Genomic DNA, 22,390 nt, shown 5'->3' on the forward strand with positions numbered 1-22,390 from the left:
TTTGAAATAATGACATATACTTAATTATACAATATAAATAAACACAATATCAAAAATACGCGGCGCGGGAAGCGTGCAAACCCTAAAAGCAACCCCATAAAATAACGAAAGGGTTGCTTTTGGGGTTGCTTTTTGCTATGCTTAATACGTGGAGGATATATTATGTCAGATAGCAAGCTGGAAGCAATTATTGCTGAGATAGGATCTTTGCCCAAGGGCAACTTAACATACAAAGTTATAAGAGGTAAGCCTAGGATGTACCTTCAATGGTATGAAGGTGGAAAGAAGATCAATAAGTATGTAAAAGCCAAAGATGAGCCAATAGTCTTAGCACAGATAAAAAGGAGAAAGCACCTTCAGGAAGAACTTAAGCAGTTGGTTGAAGATGAAAACTATGGAAGCTTTGTAGCAGAGGATACACCTCACTTTGAGACTAAAAAGCTGATGCCAACGGAGACCTACAAAACCCGTGTTGTTACTGGTAGTGTGCTTAAGAACATGTGCGCTGTAGCTCAAAAGTACGGAGAAAGGGACTGCATTGCACCTCTGAAAAAATACCTCCAATATGGATTACCTGGAAAAGTCTGTCTGATCTACGGCCTTAGGCGAACTGGTAAAACAACTATTATTGTTCAGGCTATGTCTGAGCTTCCGGCAGATGAAACAGCATATATCAAGATCATGACATCAGATACCATGGATCAGCTTAATGATGATCTTAGGAAAATGATTAACGCCGGTATTAAGTATGTGTTTATTGATGAAGTGACACTTCTTGGTGAATTCATCGATTCAGCGTCACTTTTCTCTGATGTTTATGCATCAATGGGCATGAAGATAGTACTCTCAGGTACAGATTCTCTTGGATTTCTGCTTAGTACTGGTGATGAGCTTTATGATAGAGCCTACACAATTCATACTACATTTATTCCGTTCAAGGAGTATTCGAGGCTTCTTGGAATCAATGATGTAGACGAATACATTCGTTATGGCGGTACATTCATGATGGGGGAAAAGAATTTTGATGCTGAAGAGTTACTGGATGAAAGCATTTCTTTTCGCGACGATGAATCAACCAGGCGCTATATTGATACTGCAATAGCCAGAAATATTCAGCATAGTCTGGCAAACTATCAATATGGTGGTCATTTCATGCATCTTGAGGAATTATATGAAGCAGGTGAATTAACTGGTGCGATTAACAGAATCATAGAGGATATGAATCACAGATTTTTGATCTCGGTCCTCACTAAAAAAGTTGATTGTAAAGAAATAACTAATAGACTTCAGAAGATACTCGATATTAGAAATAAAAAAGATATGACGGTTGAGATAACTAGGGAGCATGTAGAAGAGATAAAGTCGTATCTTCATTTACTGGATCTCATTGTGAATTGCCCTACGGAGCAAATTGGGGTAAAAGAGCCTAAAGAACAGATCATCTTTACTCAGCCGGGAATGAGATACTGCCAGGCAGAGGCACTTGTGCACGTTCTCATGAAAGACGAGATTTTCTCTAAGTACCCTATAAAGGAAAGGCAGGAAATCTGTGAGGGAATACTTAGAGAGGTAAGAGGCAGGATGCTGGAAGATATAGTGCTTTTAGAAACCAGGAAGAGGCAATCCAGGAAAAAACGAGTATTTAAACTGTTATTCAGCATTGGAGAGATTGATATGGTCATTTATGATGAGGACAATCTAACCTGTGAATTGTATGAGATCAAGCACAGTGACAAGATAGTTGAGGAACAGTACAAACACTTGATAGATGAAGAAAAATGTAAAGAGATAGAATTTAACTATGGCGAAATTATCTCAAGAACAGTTTTGTACCGTGGTGAAAATGCAGTAGTTGACGGAATAAAGTATCAAAATGTAGAAGAGTATTTGAAAGAAAGTTTTGATTGATTAACAATATTAAGTAAATTTATTACTAAGAAGTATATAATTGAATTGTAAGTATATAAAAGTATATTAGAAAGCGAGGTGCCTATGAATATAGCAATCATCCTTGCCGGCGGGATCGGCAGCAGGATTGTATCGGAAGTACCAAAGCAGTTTGTGGAGTTGTCTGGACAGATGATGATCATGCATAGCATGGCGCCCTTTGGCAGATCTGTGTATGTCAACAATATTCTGATCGTGGCTGCGGATGAATGGCGTGACAGGATTGAAGATGCTGTTGCGGATGAGCCGCTTATAAGTGAGAAGATTCTGGGCTTTTCTGACCCTGGAGAAAACAGGCAGCTTTCTATTTATAATGCATTAAAAGAAATAGAGCAAATGGGACTAGGTGAAATGGCCGATATTATTATTATCCATGACGCTGCAAGGCCTTTTGTTACTGAAGAGATGATAGAGGAGTGCTTTAAGGCGCTTGATAGCCATGATGGTGCGATGCCTGTTCTTCCTATGAATGATACTGTGTATTTCAGCAGGACAGGAACACGTGTTGACGAGCTGCTTAACCGTAATACTATTTTTGCCGGGCAGGCGCCGGAAGCTTTTAATTATAAGAAGTATTTAGAGGCGAATGAAGCTCTTTTGCCCGATAAGATCAGAATGATAAAGGGCTCCACAGAACCTGCGGTAATGGCGGGGATGGACGTTGCCATGATTCCGGGAGATCAGAGAAACTTTAAGGTGACAACCCAGGTGGATCTTGAGAGAGCAGAAGAGATTATGAGGGAAAGCTATCTATGAAAGCTCAGGTTTTATATGGGATAGACAATCTAAAATACACTGAAGTCACTGACCCCAGGCCTAAGGCGGGCGAGGCGCTAGTAAAGGTGCAAAAGTGCGGTATCTGTGGTTCTGACGTACCTCGCGTTTTTAAGACCGGCGCCCACAATATGCCAATTGTTCCGGGACATGAATTTATGGGAATTGTGGAAAAGTGTGACGATGATCCTGAAATTGTGGGTAAAAGAGTTGGAGTTTTTCCGCTGATTCCCTGCATGAAATGCAGACAGTGCAAGACGCGGCATTATGAGATGTGTGAAAACTATAATTACCTGGGATCCCGGTCGGATGGTGGATTTGGCGAGTATGTCTGTGCTCCATTGTGGAATCTTTTGCCTATTCCTGACCAAGTGACGGATGACGAGGCAGCTATGCTTGAGCCCATGTGCGTTGCTGTACATGCGCTGAGAAGGATAGGACTTGTCGGAGAGGGACTTGAAGCGGCGACTGAGAAAAATATCGCAGTCTGCGGTCTTGGCACGATTGGCCTTCTGGCGGCTATGCTCCTAAAAAATGCAGGATATAGAAATGTCTTTTTTATAGGAAATAAGAATGTTCAAAAAGAGATGATAAAGAAGATTGGGTACAGTGATGACCATTTCTGCGATGTGAGATATGGTGAGCCTTCTACTTTTATAAATGAAAAGACGGAGGGGAGCGGTGCGGACTACTATCTTGAATGTATCGGAAGGTCCGAAAGTTACGCACAGGCGGTTAATCTTGCAGCACCGAATGGAAAGATAATGCTTGTGGGCAATCCTGCATCTGATATGGAACTTCCTAGGAATATTTATTGGAAGATACTGAGAAATCAGCTGACTTTGATGGGAACCTGGAATTCATCGTATCCTGATGACTGGAGCTCTGCTCTGCAGCGACTTGTGGCTTGGCATAGCAGTTCTATAGCGTTTTCTCCGTCAATACTTATAACTCATAGGTTCGATCTCGAGCACATGCAGGAAGGCCTTCAGATCATGAGAAAAAAATCAGAAGAGTACATAAAGATAATGGTGGATGTGGAGCGTGTTGTAGAAGCAGAGTAAATGAGAATGGAGCTTTACTATGAAAAAAGTTTCGGTAATTATTCCTTGTCACAATGTTTCAGAGTGGGTATATCAGAGCTGGAAATCAATTAAGAACCAGACTATGGATCTGTCGGAAATAGAATGCATTTTTGTGGATGATGCTTCTGATGATGAAGGAAAAACCTGGGAAATCCTGCAAATCATAGAAAAGGAAGCTCCGGAAAGTGTAATGATCATCCAGCTTGATGAAAATGTTCGCCAGGGCGGGGCACGAAATGTCGGAATGAGTTACATGTCCGGCGAGTATATGCTTTTTTTGGATGCGGATGATCTTTACAGGCCGGAAACATGCCAGGAGCTCTATGACTATGCTGTGTCCAATGATCTTGACATCGTACAGTTCGGCCATGAGATTGTTATCAGAGACCTATCAGATGATTCTATCCCTCCAAAGAAGCCTAGAAAAGAAGAAGTTATCTGTAATCTGAATGAAGCCGGAGTGAGGGAATTGTTTCTTACCGGAGTGGCCGGAGACTATGGATGCACTAACAAGTTTTACAGATCATCACTGCTAAAAAAGACTCAAAGCTATTTTGCAGAGAAAGTGGTGTACGAAGAACCTCTTTTTGTATACCCTATATTTTTTTACATAAACAAAATGGCTATTGTTGATGCCGAGTACTACATCTGGCGCAAACGAAAAGGGTCGACCATGACTTCTGAATTGGGAAGTCGCATTATGGAACATCCGCTTGTGCAGCTTGAACTAATGCATGATATAAAAGCAAGAAGCGAATTATATTATCGTTTTAAGGATGAAGTCGATTTTCATTTTTTGAATTCATATTTTTATGAAACGATTCTTTTTTCTAGCTTGAATTACGGAACAAGGCTTTATACATCGCAGTGTGAAGAATTGAAGGATAATCTTTTAGCAGAGACAGATGGCCTTAAGGAAAACAGATATTTAGACGAAAGACCTGTTTTTAAAGAGCTTACTGATCTGCTATCTGATAATATGAGCTTTGCAGACTGGAAGCGGGTTCAGGATAAATGCCTGAAAATCTATATGGCTGATCATAAGGATGCCGCAAGCCGTGGTGAAGGTATCGTGATGGATGAGCCTGAATCTTACGAAGACTCTTTTCCATTAATAAGCGTGATAATGCCTGTAAGGAATAATGAGAAATATTTTCCTGTTGCAGTGCAAAGCGTCATAGATCAGGAGTACCCTAATTGGGAGCTTATCATCCTGGAAGGAATATCAACTGATAATACAGCCCAGGTGGCAAAAGAACTTGCTGCCAGAGATACAAGGATCAGAGTAATTACCAGCGGAGAATGGATTTACGAAAAGATCAATATTGGTGTCAATGCATCAAAAGGAGAGTACTTCACAGTGCTGAACTCAGATGATAAATTTACCAGTGATGCCTTATTGATAGCTGCAAATTTTATCAAAAAATACAATGTGGATCTGGTCCTGTATCCTGTGGCGACAGTTTATTGTGATAAGGACCAGAATGTCTTGCAGGATGACATTAAAAGGATAGAATCAACAGTGGACCATGAATTTGTCCTGCGAACTTTTGATGATATGAAAAAGAACTGGATAAATCTTTTAGCATCGGGACTGCTAAACAACCAGACAAATGTTTATAAGAAGGAACTGGTAAAAGACATCAGGTTTAGAAATGATGTTTATGGAGGGGATTATTTATTCAATCTTGCGTCATTACCAAGATTTTCTTCGGCTGCCTATTATCCTAAAGTTACCTATCTGTTCCATCAATATGTGAACGTAGATGGCATGAACGCTTCTGTTGGCAAGTATTATGGCTACGAGCACCGAATGTTTAATGAGTTTTATCACCGTGCACTGCAGTTATTTGCGCTGCATGATGTCATAGATGAGGATAAACTTAAATATATTCTGGATAAGCGAGTTAGTGATTTTAGCTATGAAATAAGAATAATGAAGTACGCTGCTGGAAAGCTCAGTCTGGAAGAAATGATCCATAATATTTTTTCCTATGCTGCGGATATTGCAAGTCTGTATCCATCAGGGAAACTGCCGAAAGATACAGAGATAATGGTTATTTATGAGACCAAGTCTCTCATGGATTCTTTTGACGGAGAATCATATGGAAAAATGGACAAAGTAGCACGAGGGGTAAAGGAGATATTAAGTATCAGCAAAGAGGATCCATTTAATATAGATATTAAATGCATACAGGAAATGGTATTTGATTATAATAATCCTGCGAGAGTTGGCGAGAGTATTTATAATGATATAGTAAATGCTTTTAAGAGATAATGGTGGTTAATATTTTAAATGAAAGGTCGAATATAATATGAAATTTTGGGCACACAGAGGATGCAGTCAGATGTATCCGGAAAATACACTTACATCTTTTGGAAAGGCAATGGAAATTGAGGGCCTTGCCGGAGTTGAGCTGGATATTCAGCTGACTAAGGATGGAGAACTTGTGGTTATCCACGATGAACGTGTGGATAGAACAACAGATGGATTTGGGTTTGTGAGAGATTTTACTCTTGAGGAGCTGAAGGCTCTTCACATTTTTGCAGGAAAGGGTGTTCCTTCAGAGAAGATTCCTACAATGCGTGAAGTCATTGAGCTTTTGATGCCAAAACTTAAAGTCTACTGCGATGCAGTTAAAGCGGGCGTACCTGAAGAAGAGATAAAGGACGGCATGCGTATCAATATTGAGCTTAAGACATCAGTTTATAACTATCCGGGAATTGAGGAGAAAATAGTTAAACTTGTAGCTGAGATGGGAGTAAAAGAGGCAATCGTGTACTCAAGCTTTTATCCGGAATCTCTTTTCAAGATCCATGAGTTTGAGCCTACAGCAAAGCTCGGTGTTTTGGATGATCTTCTGTCAAACTGTCTGTACAAGGCAATTGGCCTTGAATCCTTATGGGAAGACGTTCCAAGCGGAAGCATTGCCCTGCACCCTTGGGGACTGCATATGGACCTCCCTGTAGAGAAAATTCAGGGAAGGACAGTCCGTGCATGGTACACAGGACATCTGTATCCTGAAGCTCCAACAGGCGTAAGGATGAATCTTGATGAATATGCCGCCAAAGGCGTCACAGACGTATTCTTCAATGAACCTGAGAAATACCTGTAATGGGATTTCTTGTTAAAACAGGCAACTTGGTTTATATTATATAAGTTAAAAAAGTGTATGTAATAATGAAAGGCAATTAAATGAAAGTAGTAATTTTAGCCGGTGGATTCGGAACACGTATCAGTGAAGAGAGCCACTTGCGTCCAAAGCCAATGATCGAGATTGGCGGCAAGCCGATTCTTTGGCATATCATGAAAGAGTATTCACACTATGGATTCAACGAATTCATCATCTGCGCAGGATACAAGCAGGAAGTGATCAAGGAGTATTTCAATAACTATTACCTCCACAACTGCGACGTAACTTTTGATTTTGCTAACAGGAATAAAAAGACATTCCATTCACAGAAGGCAGAGCCATGGAAAGTTACAATAGTTGATACGGGATACAGCACCATGACCGGCGGACGTATCAAGAGGATAAAAGAGCATGTGGGTAATGAGACATTCTTCATGACCTATGGTGATGGAGTGTGCGACCTTGATATGAACAAGCTTCTTGAGTTCCATAAGAGCCATGGCAAGATTGCTACCGTTACAGCCATTCTCGCAGGACAGCGATTTGGTGTGTTCGATATAGATTCTGATGACTCATCAGTTGTTAAGGACTTCCGAGAGAAAGCCAACATCGACGGAGCCCGTATCAATGGCGGATATATGGTACTTGAGCCCGGAGTTTTCGATTACATCGAGGGCGATAGCACCTTCTTTGAAAAAGAGCCAATGCATAACCTCGTAAGAGACGGCGAGCTTGCAGCTTATAAGTATGACGGCTTCTGGAAGTGCATGGATACAGCAAGAGAAAGAGATGAACTCTCTGAACTCATTGAGACAGGCAGAGCTCCTTGGATCAAGTGGTGAGGTTTTATGAAATTATCAGATTATATAGTAGATTTTTTGATCAAAAAAGGTGTCACTGATTGCTTCACAGTTGTGGGCGGTGGCGCGATGCATCTTAATAACTCATTTGGACATACAGAGGGCATGCACTGTACCCATTTCCATCACGAGCAGGGCGCAGCTATTGCCGCAGAGAGCTACTCAAGATACGGAGAAAAAGTTGCAGCACTTTGCGTTACTTCAGGCCCCGGCGGAACCAATGCCATCACAGGCGTTCTCGGCGGATGGCTTGATTCACTTCCTATGTTCGTTGTAAGTGGACAGGTCAGATACGACACCACGGTCAGATACATGGAAGGAAACACAGAGTACGGCCTCTCTAAAAGAGGCTGCAGTGCAGATATTAAGGAAAACTCTGATTCAGAAAGACCAATTACAAGCCATGAATTTATAAACGACTCAGGCCTTCCTCGTTCCATAGGAGACCAGGAATACGATATCACACAGATGACCAGGCACATGTGTAAGTACGCAGTCATGCTTGAGACACCGGAAGACATCAGGTATGTTATGGAGAAGGCCTGGCACCTTATGAGTACCGGCCGTCCCGGACCTGTATGGGTAGACGTTCCTGTGAATTACCAGGCAAAAGAAATAAATCCTGATGAGCTTCGCAGCTTTGATGAGGAGTATAGACAAGAACATTCGTGCCTTTGCCCTGATGTGGAAAAAGACAATGCTTCTGCCTCAGAGCCTATGAATCACAATGAACTTTTGACAGTGTCCCAGATGATCCTTGATGAGATTAAAAAGGCTAAAAGACCTGTTATTTATGCGGGCGGCGGAATCCGCATTTCAAAGGGCTTTGAGACTTTCAGAAAAATGGTGGATAAACTAGGAGTTCCCGTTTGTACTTACTGGAATTCTATTGATCTTATAGAGGATGAGAATCCACTCTACTGTGGTCGCGGTGGATATATGGGCGACAGAGCAGGAAATTTTGCAGTTCAGAATTCAGATCTTTTGCTTGTTATCGGATCCAGAATATCCATCAGACAGACTGGTTATACCTGGAGTTCTTGGGCGAGAGAAGCCAAGGTCATAATGGTGGATATCGACCCTGCTGAGATGGAAAAGCACACGATACATGTGGATAAGAAGATCTGTGCAGATGCCAGATTGTTCATGGAAGCCATGAATGAGACCCTTGATGAGAATAAAGAGTGGAAAAACTTAAAGAATGATGACCAGTCATACTTTGCACCATGTGATGACTGGCGCGCTCAGTGTATTAAATGGAAAGAAAAATACCCTGTTGTGTCTGAGAAGCAGCGCAATACCGGCGATGCCCCTGTAAATGTCTATGGCTTTATCAGAGCTCTTTCTGACAAGGCACATGAAGGTTCGCTCACGGCTGTCAGCAACGGTGCCTGCTGCGTAGCTGGTTCTCAAGCCTGGCACATTAAGCAGGGCAGCAGATTTATTATCAACAACGCTGTAGCCAGCATGGGATATGGACTTCCGGCAGCAATCGGTCTTTGCATTGCATCAGGTAAAAAAGAGACCATCTGTCTTGAAGGAGATGGCAGCATAATGATGAATCTGCAGGAACTTCAAACTATTGTTACAAATAAGCTTCCTATAAAGCTCTTTCTCATAAATAATGATGGCTACCATTCCATCAGACTTACTCAGAACTATCACTTTAGTGACTATTCCAAATTTGGAATAGGGCCTGAGAGCGGCGACCTTGCTTTTCCTGAATTTGGAAAACTTGCAGAGGTATTTGGATACAATTACGTTTCAATTAAAAAAGGGAATGACCTTGAGCCTGGCATTGATAAAGCTTTGGAGTCGGATACACCAGTATTCTGTGAAGTGTTTACAGACACAGTTCAGCCTTGGGCACCTAAGTCATCAGTAAAAAAAGAAGCTGATGGAAGCCTTACCAGTGCTCCTTTAGAAGATCTTGCCCCATTTCTTCCAAGAGAAGAACTTGCGGAAAATATGTATATATAGAGAAGTTTCTAAATAAAATATAAAGCCTATGTCTGAAGCGCGCTTAATCGTTTTAGACGTAGGCTTTTCAATTTAATTACCATCAATATTTTAGAAAAACTTTATGTAATTACTTCTTATTTCACGAAAAAACAACAAAAATAAGAGCAATTATGATTAAAATTATGATGGCTGTTTGCGTACAATATATGCAATTGGGTTAGGACTTAATGTACAAGGTAACCTGAAAAAGGGGGTAAACATGAAATCACTTGATGTCAAACAGACATTTATCGTAAAGATCACGGATTGTCAGAATGGTACCTGGCAAGGAAGAATTGTCTGGGCAGAAGCGAACAGGACTATACATTTCAGAAGTATGATGGAAATGTTGAGACTCATGGATGAAGCTGCAACAGAAGGAATTCACCATCAGGAAGCTGTTAATGAATAAATAAAGAGAATATTAAATTCTTTATGTAATGCGGGGCTGTCGCACTATATGTGCGGCGGCTTCGTATTTTATTTTGTTAAAAAAACTATAAACTTATTTAGATAAATCTATGTCTATATTTAGTGTCTGAAAATCCGCAGAATACGAGCTATTGCGGTTTATTTTTATTTAATACTTATTTTATAAAAACTTCATAAATTCCCTATTCCGCATGGTTGAAATATTATTTAGAATTTTATGTAAGGATTGTGAAATTAAGTTCAAAAAACTGGTTAATTATGATAGGTTTTATGATTACCCGGTCCATATAATTACTCATTAGGGGGAAAGTAATGAGTAAAAGAGTTATGAATGAGTATTGTAAAGGCACTTATAAAATGGGAGACACGTTCATTATAAAAGTTGATCATTGCCAGAACGGCTCTTGGCAGGGTGAACTTGTGTGGGCCAATGAGAAAAAGAGTGTCAGATTTAGAAGTACTTTGGAAATGTTACGGCTAATGGATGAGGCCATTAAAAGCGGTAATAGCATGATCGATATGGAAACGGCCCATATCGTTTCATGAGATGACTTAGGTAACTGCCGATTGTTTTATCGATTTTTTTATGAGAGGGAGGCATAGTGTTATGTCAAGAAAGTGGAACAGATTTTTATCATTCCTGTTGGCAATTGCGCTTGTTACAACTACTTTCAGTAGCGATTTTGCAAGCACAAGATCTTTTGCTGTAGGAAGCGAAGAAGAGCTTGAACAGAACGAAGAAGCTTCTGAAGAAGCAAGTGAAGAATCTTCAGAACTGGAGTGGGAGGATATCGAAAAAGAAGAAACTCCTGCTGAAAATGGAGAAAATCCTGAGAAAGAGGTGGAAGCAGAGTCAGGGGATGACGAAGTAACTGCTGAAACACCTTCAGATCAGGCTACAGAAGGCGCTGTCGAGGAGGCAACCGCCGATATTACTAATGGAGGAAATGTTACAGAAGAACCTGCAACAGATCCGGCAACAGAAGCAACAACAGAAGCAACAACAGAAGCTGTTTCTGCTAGCACAGAAAGCACAGAAAGTGCTTCGGCTGCAACATCTGCTTCTATTGAAGAGGCGGCAGCCGCTGCAAGCTCAGCTTCTACTGAAATAGAAGAAAAAGAACAGAACCTTGTAACTGTTAAGTACAAAGCATCTATGGGTGGACGTGTTTCTGTAAAAGAAGAAACCGTTGACCTCAATGATAAAGATGCTAAGTTTGAAGGTTCTGAGGCAACTCCTTGGAATGATAAATATCAGTTCACAGAGTGGGTAGACGAGGATGGCAATTTTGTAACCAATGATGCCTTGCTCGTTCCTTCTGATGTGGAAAAAGATACAACATTCACAGCTAAGTTCATGAAGCTTGCTGAGATGCCTGAAATATCCGAGAGCAAGATAACTGGAGGAATGGATGTATCTGTAGAGGCTGAAGAAGGTCTTTTCCCTGAAGGCACTACTGTATCAATTGAAGCAATCTCTGATGATAAAGCTATGGAGACAGCCCAGGACACTCTGGGAGATAAGGTAAAAGAGGCTAAGGGTGTTGACATTAAGTTCATATATGAAGGAGCAGAAATCCAGCCTGCAGATGCACAGTACGTTCACGTATCAATATCACTTGTTGATACAATCGAAGGTACTGACTTTACCGTGCTCCATGAGCATGATGGCGAGGTAAAAGAACTTGACGATGACGATGCGACTGTAAAATCCCATGATGCAAATGCAGACCCTGATGATGAGACGAAGGTTGCTACAGAAGTAGAGCTTAAGAGTAATGAGTTCTCTGTATTTATTGTGGCAGGTATTGATGAAACAGAAAACGCTCGTCTTAAAGTTATATTCAAAAACGGAAGCGACGAAATAGCCTCTTTTTATGTTAAACAGAATGATACAAAAAGCGATGCTGCATTATCTCAGGTTATATATGATCCCGGAGCAGGGACAACCGAGAAAGATATTATATTTAAAGGATGGAGCAGAGATGCCGACTATGCAGTGGAAGATGCTGGCAGCGGTCTTACAATTGATGGAATAAAAACTATCTTAAAAAACTATGACTGGTCTAGTGTTCAAGATGCTGATACTGAGGGCGGTTCATCAATTACTTTTTATGCGATGCTCTATAAGCAGTTCACAGTAACTTATATAGATCGTAATAATATAACTCTTGGTAAAGATAGCGTGCTTTTTAATGCAGATGAAGAGAATGTTGAACTGGACTATGTCGTTGATCAGGCATATACACCGGAGGATGAAGTTCATCACTTTGAGGGATGGCTTGTAAATGAAGGCTCCAGCAATATTATTAAAAAAGGTGGCGAAGCATACACTTATACAGAAGGAGATATATTTGAAAATAAGACAAAAATAACCATTACCGGAAGTGTTGTTTTTTCAGTTAATGCGCCCGAAGGTCATTGGCTTATTTTCGATGAAAACGGAAAGGGAGCAACATATAATGCTCCTATATTCATAAAATCAGGTGAAGTGAGCAAAAAACCATGTGAAGATACAGAGATGGTTCGCCTTGGTTATACTTTTGGTGGCTGGTATGACACAAAGGAAAATGCAGAAGCCCATGCACAGGATTCTAATGTAACAACCGGCGCGTTCCGGTTTGGGGATACTCTTAGTGATAAAACAACTATTTATGCAAGCTGGATATCGGCTAAAACTGCCGCTTACACGGTACTTATTTGGAAACAGAACATTGATGGAGATGGATATGATTTTGAAGAATCTATTCATCTTTCGGGAACTGTTGGAACAGCGATTACTACAGTAAGTCCTCAAGGAACCGGTAATAATGCATATGCCAGAATAAATGGTGTTGATTATAATGCCAATAATGAGACTCTTGAAAACCGCAAAGATTATTTTGGTTTCCATTACGTTAGTAATGATCAGGCTGGCAAGACTATCACGCCTGAGGGAACTACCGTAGTTAATGTTTACTATGATAGAAATCAGCATACGCTGACATTCCAGGTGCATGGAGCATATGTTATTTCAGAAGGCGATAATGATAATGATCCTAATAAGTATGGAAAAATAGGTGATGATTTTAAACGTGTATACTGGAATGATGGTGCTTTTTGGCTAAATCGCAATTGGGTAGGCGTGGCGTTTATCGGACATTATGAATATTCGAATAAATATGATGGAACAGTATATACGTATAACTCAAGTTGGGCTACTATAAAGGAAATAACAGCTCTTTATGGACAGTCTATTGGTAAGCAATTCCCTATAGTTGGAACAAATGGAGTAACTTATGAGCCTGCTTTGTGGGAAGAACCAGAGCAAGAAACTTACGAAGCATATGTAGGGTATATCGATATTATGCCTGATTCTGATGTTGTTTTTCATAAACTCAACATGGGTGGAACAACACAAGATGAAGATGTTAGAACAATAAAATATAATATTGAAGCACTTCCGGAATATGATGGCGAAACAATTAATTATAGGGGCAAAAAATTTACAAATTATACGCATCAAACGGCTTATAGTGATTTTGCATTCACAGAAGCTGAAGACTATATAGAATTACCAGGGTTTACAAAGTATGGAGTTACTCCAAATAACCCATGGGAAAACTGGGATGTTTGGGAAGTTAATTGTTATTATACCCGCAACCTATACACCATCAATTTTATGGATGGCTCATACTATGATGGTATCGGTAATAAGATAGAATCAGAATCAAGCACCGGACAGATTCATGTCGAGAACGGTATTTATTATCAGGCAGATATATCTTCTTATGCGACATATGAACCTGAAACAATTCCGGCAGGATATGTATTTGAAGGATGGTATGTAGATGATGAGTGTACTAAAGAATATACCTTTGATAAGATGCCTGAAGGCGGTATCACTGTATATGCTAAGTGGCGTCAGATACAGTACCGTGTATTTCTTCATCCTAACGTACCTGCAGATGAAAATGTATACTGGGGTTCTGATAATCAGAGCATGAATTTCCGCGTAGCTTACGGTGGAACTGTAAGTGTTCCTACAGGAAGAGACAGAGCAAATTATACATTTATCGGGTGGTATACTGATGAAGATTGTACTCAGGTTTTCTCAGATGCGACAGTATTAAATGAAGATACAGTTTGGGAAGAATATAATAAAGAAACGCACTTCACAGATCCAATGGATGATCATGGAAATATCACGGATCTTAATGCGGCTTATAATTCGGATGTTAATCGTGACTGGATCACAAAAGAGTTTAATCTCTATGCCAGATGGAGAGCTGATCTTGATGGCGCAGAAGGCATAAATGTAAAGTATTCCAAGACTGACACCGATGTTAATAAATCAGGATCAGGAAATCCTATAGACAACAATGTTTATGTGGATTCTGCATCTGCAGCGGCAGTTCCTGCCATAAAAGCACCGGAAGGTTATAAATTTGGCTACTGGATAATGCAGGAATATGACGAAGAATCATCGAAGTATGTAGATATTGAAGGTTCCAAAATTTATCCAGGTGAGACATTTACTGTTCTTGCTAAAAATGCTAAGGTATCTACCATAACAGATGACGACGGCAATGAAATAAATACATACACTGTGCAGCTTCGTCCTAAATTTATAGCTATCGATGAGGCTACTCAGACTTATATACCATGGTTTAAAAATGATGGGAAAACTGCGTATGCAAAGGATGAGAATATTCAGATCAATGAAGCGGTTTCCATTAAAACAGCACCTACCAGAACCGGTTATGTATTTAAAGGCTGGGCGATTGTAGACATGGGCAACACTGCTGAAGCAGCAAATACCTTCATGACTACTTCTTCAAACTGGACGCAGACTGTTTCACCTGACATTTATTACAATAATGGGAAATACTATTCGGATGCTGATTTTAGCAAAGAAGTCATGTATGTTGCAGCCGATGAAGCAATGCCTTACCAGGCACTGTTCGCAGTTTGGGATGAACTTCCTGTATACACGATTACCTATAATCTTGATGGCGGAGCGTTAGAAACCGGAAAAACAAATCCTGAAACTTATACGGAAGATACAGAGACCTTTACACTTAATAACCCGGTAAAGGAAGGTTACAAATTTATCGGCTGGTCAGGAACTGATCTTACCGGAAATGCAAACACTACAGTAACAATAGAACAGGGCTCAACCGGTGACAGAGAGTATACAGCCCATTGGATAAAAAAGCACACAGTTAAGTTCTATGTTGATGGAAGCTTAGTTGAAACAGCTACTCAGATAGTAGATGATGGAGAAAAGGCTACTGAATACAATCCGGGAACAAAGGATGAATACGAATTTGATGGCTGGTATACAAATTCCACATGGACAGAAAGTACTGCCAAGTATGATTTCGATACAGCAGTAAATACTGACCTTAACCTTTACGGAAAGTGGAATCCTGTTGAGTATACAATCACCTACGTATTGAATGATGGAGCACTAGAAACAGGAAAGACTAATCCGGAAACTTATAATATTGAGACCGAAACCTTTACACTTAATAATCCTGTAAAGGAAGGCTATAAGTTTATCGGCTGGTCAGGAACTGACCTTACAGGTAATGAAAATACAGAAGTAACTATAGAACAGGGTTCAACCGGAAACAGAACATATACAGCAAACTGGATTAAGCAACATACAGTTAAGTTCTATGTTGATGGAGCATTAGTTGAATCAGCTACTCAGATAGTTGATGATGGCGAAACAGCTAAGGAGTATAGTCCCGGAACAAAGACAGGATATACTTTTGATGGCTGGTATAAAGATTCCACATGGACAGAAAATACCGAAAAGTATGACTTTACAACAGAAGTTAAGGCTGACTTAAATCTTTATGGTAAGTATAATCCTGTAGAATATACGATTACCTATAATCTTGATGGTGGAACGCTGGAAACAGGAAAGACCAATCCTGATTCTTACACTATTGAAACAGCTACCTTTACACTTAATAACCCTGTAAAAGAAGGCTACACCTTTACCGGCTGGTCAGGAACAGGTCTTACAGGTAGTGAAAATATGACGGTAACAGTTACCAAGGGTTCAACCGGAAACAGAACATATACAGCAAACTGGTCAGTTAACAGCTACAAGGTAACATATAAATTACCTGATGATGCACCTACAGATTCAATTGTTAAAATAGGTGAAAATACGGGAAGCAGCTTGACAGCTTACCATGACTTTGGAACAGAGTTTGATACATCGGAAGCAAAAGTAACAGTTCCAACAGGATATACCTTTAAGGGATGGGCATTAGAAAATACAACGGCTATTCTTAGCACATATACTATGCCTGCCAATAATGATACTGTATTTGTTGCTCAGATTGTTACTGATACCAGTAAGTGGAAATACAGCATCAAGTTCTTTAAACAGAATATTACTGATGACGAGTACACAGAAGATACTAAAGCTGCAGTAAATGATATTCCTGCATCAAGCACCAAGAAAGTATCAATAAATGATATTTATACTACTTATGCAGGAACCTATGGGGATAACTTCACATTAGATCATTACAACACAAGTGCAGTATCAACTGATTCTACTAATTTTAATGTAGAAGTATCTGTGACAGCAGAAGGCTTTGTGATTAATCTCTATTACGATAGAAAGAATCACACGGTAACCTTTGATCCAATGGATGGAACATTGGCAAGTCCTTCTGATGCAAGCCAGACAGTAAGACATGGGGGCGTAGCAACAAAGCCACATGACCCTTCACAGGAAGGATATTCATTTGTTGGATGGTACACCGACAAGGATACACTTCAGAATGCATATGTATTCACCACACCTGTTGAAAGTGATATCACACTTTATGCTAAGTACCAGATAAATACATATCAGGTAACCTTTGACCCTAATGACGGAACACTTGCTCAGGGAACAACTTCACCTGTTACTGTAAATTGGGGCGAAAAGGTAACTAAGCCTTCAGATCCGACAAGAGAAGGATATTCCTTTGATGGATGGTTTGAAGGAAGTGCTACTACCAGCTTTGACTTTGATACTTTGATAAAAGAAGATAAGACACTGGTAGCACACTGGACACCTGTTGAGTATGAAATTGTATATGTACTTAACGGCGGCGTATTTGCTGATGATGCAACAGTTGAGGATCCAAAGAATCCTAATCCTACAACCTACAATATTACATCTGATCCTATAACTCTTATTAATCCAACAAAGCAGGGATATATATTTGATGGTTGGACTGAGGTTGTAGAAAATGGCGGTGCAGAAGTTATAAGCGGTAAGTCTAAAACTGTTACGATTCCTACCGGTAATTTTGGTAAGAGAACCTATACAGCTCACTGGACAACTGTTGGAACGAAGACTTATTACACTGTTCAGCACTATAAAGAGAATCTGGATGGCACCTTCGAAACAAATCCTTCTTATGAGGAAACGGATCGCTTTGGTGAAACAGAAGCTGTACTAAAAGATTTTGAGGATAATTACAGTATTGCAGGAGAAAAGAAAGAAGGAAGCTACGACTTTACTGGCTTTGAATATGACCACTCAGATCCTGCATCATCCACAACAATAGCTGCAGACGGCTCAACAGTAATTAAGCTTTACTACAAGAGAGTACTTAAAAAAGTAACCTACAAGGATGGTTATACGCAGAAAACAGAAGGTGGAACAGAGGATGTTCTGCAAGAGACTGAAGTTAAGTATGGAAGTACTATTCCTGCATATAGTAAAGACGGAAAAACTGAACCTGAACGCACCGGATTTGCATTTAACGGATGGCTAAATAATGGCACTTTAGTTTCAGAAAACTTCTTTACTGGAACAGTAACAGAGGACATTGTTCTCGTAGCTGACTGGGAACAGACTGATTTCCCTGCTTATTACAGAGTAGAGTATTACTACCAGAACAAGGCCGGAAACGACTATGTTATTGATGATGATGAAACAGAGATATTTGGCCCAATTACTGTAAATACCAAGACTACATATGAAGGCCAGACAGAAAAAGGAAAGAAACCTGTTTCTGTTACACCTGAAAGCAGTGTTACAAGGAACTTTGTAAATTATACGCTTGTAGAGACCGCTCCTAGTGTACTTTCAGATCTTTTGACAAAAGATAATTCAAATGATACTGATAAGGCGCTGGTTCTTAAGGTTTATTACAACAGATCATCCTTTGGAAATCAGCTGGTTATTGCAGCAAAGAGTAATAGCCGGGCATATAATGGAGAAGCTCTTACAGAAAGCGGCTTTACAGTTAATGGAACAGAGTCCGTTAACGGAAAAGTAACAATTGATAACCAGTTTGAGATTTCTGCTACAGTAGACGGCTCGCAGATTAATGTGGGCAGTGCAGAAAATAAGATTACAAAGCTTGTTATCAAGAACACCGGAAATAATGAAGAGTATACCTACGATCTCACTGATGGAACAATAAGCATTGGCGATGACGGTGTACTTGATCAGTCTGACTTTACTAAGATAACTGTTACTAACGGAACTTTGTCAGTTACAGCAAAAGACATTACAATTATTTCCGAGTCTGATTCAAAGACCTATGACGGAACAGCTCTTTCCAATGAAAGCGTAGTTTTAAAGACCGGCGAGGGATATGAAAATAATACTTTAGTAGGAACAGATACTCTTACAGATCTCCTTTCATTTTCTGATTTTACAGAAACATTGGTTGGACAGGGAATCCCAAATAACTATGAGTATACTGTTAAATCCCTTGAGGATGGCGGAAAGGCGCTTGATGTTTCTTCTGTAAAAGATACAGATACAGCTAAGAAGCAGGCAGATAACTACAACTTCATAAAGAACTATGGCACATTGACAGTTAATCCTGTAGGAAGTACAGATAAGGTTATAATTACTGCTCCGAGTGCTGAAAAGAAATATGATGGAACAGCTCTTTCTACAAGTGATGTTAAGGATAAGGCGTCCGGAACATATGGCACAGTTACCATAACAGCCGGAAGTGTGACAGGACTCCTTGGAGACGATGAGGCAAGATATGATCTTGCAGATGTGAGCGTTACAAATGTTTCGGATAATGCTGACAGGAACCTTGGCGTTGTAGAAAAGGATGGAAAGCCTGATGTACGTATCTACAATGGTGATACGGATGTTACAGAGAACTATCCAAATATAGAAGTTGTAAAGGGAACTCTTAAGATTAAAGAAAGAGAAGTAACTCTTACATCAAAGGGTGCAGTGAAGGCCTACGATGAGACAGCTCTTACATTTACTGACTTAAACGATAAGGATATGACTGCAAAATACGCAAGACTTACCGTTTCAGGAGATGGCTTCGTAAGTGATAAGGACAGACCGGACATTACATTTACAGGTAGCAGAACCGAAGTGGGTGGTACAGGTCTTAAGGAAGATACTTTCACCTTTAGCTTTGGTGGAAATACAACTCTTTCTAATAACTACAAAATAACTCCAGTATTTGGGGATCTTGTAGTAACAGATAATTATAAGACAGTTAAGATTTATGAGAAGTTTGTTTATGCGGATACATCAAAGGATCCTGTAACAAAGCTTGTAAAAGAAGTAACTGTTGCTGATAAGCTTCAGTATGGATCATCATTTAGCTATGATATTTCTGAATATGTAACTGCACATGCTGATGATCACCTTGGATTTACACTTGAAGGCAGCAGTAAGTATGAAATTGCTAAGATCACCAAGAATGAGGAATACACCTTTGTATTCAACCAGGATAAGTACACAGTAACATACGTACTTACTGATGAAGCAAGTCTTCCTCAGAGCATCGTGGCAAATAAGCCTTCAGCAGAAAAAGCCTACTATGTATATGGCGAGACATTTACCGTAGCAGATCCTATGAACGAAACAGGATATGACTTTGATGGATGGTACTTTGGAGAGAGTAAGGTATCCGGTGAATTTACCGTAAAGGGAAATACAGAGTTTAAGGGAACCTTCACAATCCATACCCATAGTGTTACATACCAGTTTGATCCTGCTTCTAAGCCTAAGAATACCACATTGGAAGAGCCTGAAGGACTTACAGGTGTTAAGTATGGTGAAACTGTCACCGTTGCAAAAGGCCCTGAAGCTGCCGGGTATACTTTCCTTGGCTGGAAGCCTGCAGGACTGGTACTTGAGCAGGGTGCAACCTATGTAGGAACAACATTTAATATGCAGGATAGCGACGTTGTTCTTACCGGTTATTATCAGCCAAAAAGTGATACAAAGTATACTGTTAAGTACTATGAAGAAAAGACCACAGGCGGATATGACCTTGATAATCCTGTAAAGACAAGAGAAGACCTGACAGGAACAACTGATGCGGACCTTACAGAAGATGATGTTCCAATCGATCCGGAAGAAGGTTTTGAACTTGATAAGATCGAGTATGTACATCTTGATACCGGAGAAAAAGTTGACCCTGTTATAAGAGGTGATGGAAAGCTCCTTGTAAATGTATTCTATAAGAGAATTGAGTATGAAGTAGAGTACAGATATACAGGAACATATCCGGATGAAGCAGTTAGTCTACTTCCTGCGACAGTTAAGCACAAGTTTGGTACAACGGTAGTTGTTGCAGATAACGTGGAAGTTACAGGATATGACTTTAGCGGATGGAGCCCGGATTCTACAATTTCTGTAGTAGAAACACAGGCACAGCAAAACGTAGTACAAAAGATTGTTTCCTTCGTTAAGGTTGCTTTGGGACAGGATGCAAGTAAGACTCAGTTACAGTTTGAGATGCCGGCAGGTAAAGTTGTCATCGTTGGCTCTTTTACCAAGAAACAATATGAGATCAAGTACATCTGGAAGGATGCAGATGGCAACAGTAAGGAAACAGTAATTAAGGCAGAATTTGAAGATCCTACACCTGTTCCTGAGATATTTGATAATCCTGAGGCTCCTTCAAACTCATACTTTGAAAAGTGGGTTGATAAGGATAACGAAGAAGTAACAAGAGAGATTCTTTCAGACAGGCTTGTAACAGAAAATGCCACATATACTGCAGTATATCAGGATAAGATCAAAGTTAATGTGAAACTAAAAGGTGGCGATGCAAAGAAGATTTACATTGGCGAGAGGCAGTATGCAGGTGCTGATGTGGACATTACTGTTACTTCTGAGGAAAAGAACCTTCTTCAGAGTGTGAGAAAGGCTGTTAGCGGACTCCTTGGAATAATGACAATCAGAGCATTTGCTGATGATGTAGTTAAGAACATTACAAAGGATGTAAGCTATGGCGGAACAGATTATACAATATCCGGTCTGGTACTTACAGATGGAAGCGGTATAGATGTTGATAAGTATCCTGTATATCTTGAGACAAAAGATGTAAAGGTAACAATGAAGGTTGACGGAGAAGATGTTACAGTAACTGATCGCTTTGCATTTGATTACACTTATGAAAAAGCAGAGGGAACTAAGCTTACAATTGGCTACCTTGAAATCACACCAAGAGAAGTTAACCTTTCATCTGAGTCAGCTACTCAGGATTACAACGGAACAGCTCTTACAAGACCTGTAGTTACAACGTCAGGTGACGGATTCCTTGATACGGAGGTTACAAATGTACGTGCAACAGGAACCATCACAAATGCCGGAAAAGTAGAGAACACAATTGCTTATGATATTATCGCTGATAAGTATAAAGGCAATGACAAGCTGTTTAATACTAACTATACAATTAAGGAGACACCAGGTACTTTGATTGTAAATGCTGTTACACCTGCACCTACTCCTACTCCTACACCAGCTCCTACACCTGATCCAACACCGGCAGGCGGAGATGATCCAACACCAGCAGCTGATGTAGCTGTAACACCTGCACCTGTAGCTGCAGTACCTGCACCGGCTCCTGCCGCAGCAGTACTTGGAGCAAGAAGAGAAGATGCAGCAAATACAAATGGCGCGGCAGTTCTTGGTGCAAGACGCGCAGGAACTGATGACCAGACAGATGACACATCAAGAGCATTTGCGATTGTCATCGCCGCAGCAGTAGTAATTTCACTTTTTGTTACAAGAAAGAAAAAAGAAGAAGAGTAATTAAACTCTAAGAAATCCAAAAAAGAGCTATCGGTCGCAAGGCCGATAGCTTTTTTGGGATTCTCCAATAATCTGTTTTATGATATTCTTTATAAAGCAAACGGGGAGGAAGTTGTG

General features: G+C 40.1%; 10 protein-coding genes. All 10 read left to right on the forward strand.

Translation table 11 applies throughout. The features are described 5' to 3' along the window. Positions 1-162: 162 nt before the first annotated feature. Positions 163-1,908, forward strand: a complete 1,746-nt coding sequence (locus G585_RS0106055) for an AAA family ATPase (RefSeq protein WP_022773706.1) — start codon at positions 163-165, stop codon at positions 1,906-1,908. 84 nt (positions 1,909-1,992) lie between these two features. Then, positions 1,993-2,703 carry an IspD/TarI family cytidylyltransferase gene (locus G585_RS0106060; RefSeq protein ID WP_022773707.1) on the forward strand — a complete coding sequence of 237 codons (711 nt, stop codon included), beginning with the start codon at positions 1,993-1,995 and terminating at the stop codon, positions 2,701-2,703. Next, on the forward strand, positions 2,700-3,785 hold the full coding sequence (locus tag G585_RS0106065) for a galactitol-1-phosphate 5-dehydrogenase (protein ID WP_022773709.1): 1,086 nt from the start codon (positions 2,700-2,702) through the stop codon (positions 3,783-3,785). The genes G585_RS0106060 and G585_RS0106065 overlap by 4 nt, the downstream gene beginning before the upstream one ends. Positions 3,786-3,804: 19 nt before the next feature. Next, positions 3,805-6,084 (forward strand): glycosyltransferase family 2 protein, encoded by a 2,280-nt coding sequence (locus G585_RS0106070; protein ID WP_022773710.1) that lies wholly within the window; start codon positions 3,805-3,807, stop codon positions 6,082-6,084. A gap of 37 nt (positions 6,085-6,121) precedes the next feature. Further along, positions 6,122-6,922 (forward strand): glycerophosphodiester phosphodiesterase family protein, encoded by an 801-nt coding sequence (locus tag G585_RS0106075; protein WP_022773712.1) that lies wholly within the window; start codon positions 6,122-6,124, stop codon positions 6,920-6,922. 80 nt (positions 6,923-7,002) lie between these two features. Then, positions 7,003-7,782 (forward strand): glucose-1-phosphate cytidylyltransferase, encoded by a 780-nt coding sequence (gene rfbF, locus G585_RS0106080; RefSeq protein ID WP_022773713.1) that lies wholly within the window; start codon positions 7,003-7,005, stop codon positions 7,780-7,782. A gap of 6 nt (positions 7,783-7,788) precedes the next feature. Then, positions 7,789-9,780 carry a thiamine pyrophosphate-binding protein gene (locus G585_RS0106085; RefSeq protein ID WP_022773714.1) on the forward strand — a complete coding sequence of 664 codons (1,992 nt, stop codon included), beginning with the start codon at positions 7,789-7,791 and terminating at the stop codon, positions 9,778-9,780. A 241-nt stretch (positions 9,781-10,021) separates the two neighbouring features. After that, a complete protein-coding gene (locus G585_RS17365) occupies positions 10,022-10,213 on the forward strand; it encodes a hypothetical protein (RefSeq protein WP_022773716.1) in 192 nt (63 codons plus the stop codon). 332 nt (positions 10,214-10,545) lie between these two features. After that, positions 10,546-10,779 (forward strand): hypothetical protein, encoded by a 234-nt coding sequence (locus G585_RS17370; RefSeq protein ID WP_022773717.1) that lies wholly within the window; start codon positions 10,546-10,548, stop codon positions 10,777-10,779. A gap of 61 nt (positions 10,780-10,840) precedes the next feature. Continuing rightward, positions 10,841-22,273, forward strand: coding sequence for an InlB B-repeat-containing protein (locus G585_RS0106100; protein WP_022773719.1), 11,433 nt, complete (start codon positions 10,841-10,843; stop codon positions 22,271-22,273). Positions 22,274-22,390 lie beyond the last annotated feature (117 nt).

The organism is Butyrivibrio sp. AE2015 (assembly GCF_000420825.1).
Lineage (GTDB): Bacteria > Bacillota > Clostridia > Lachnospirales > Lachnospiraceae > Butyrivibrio.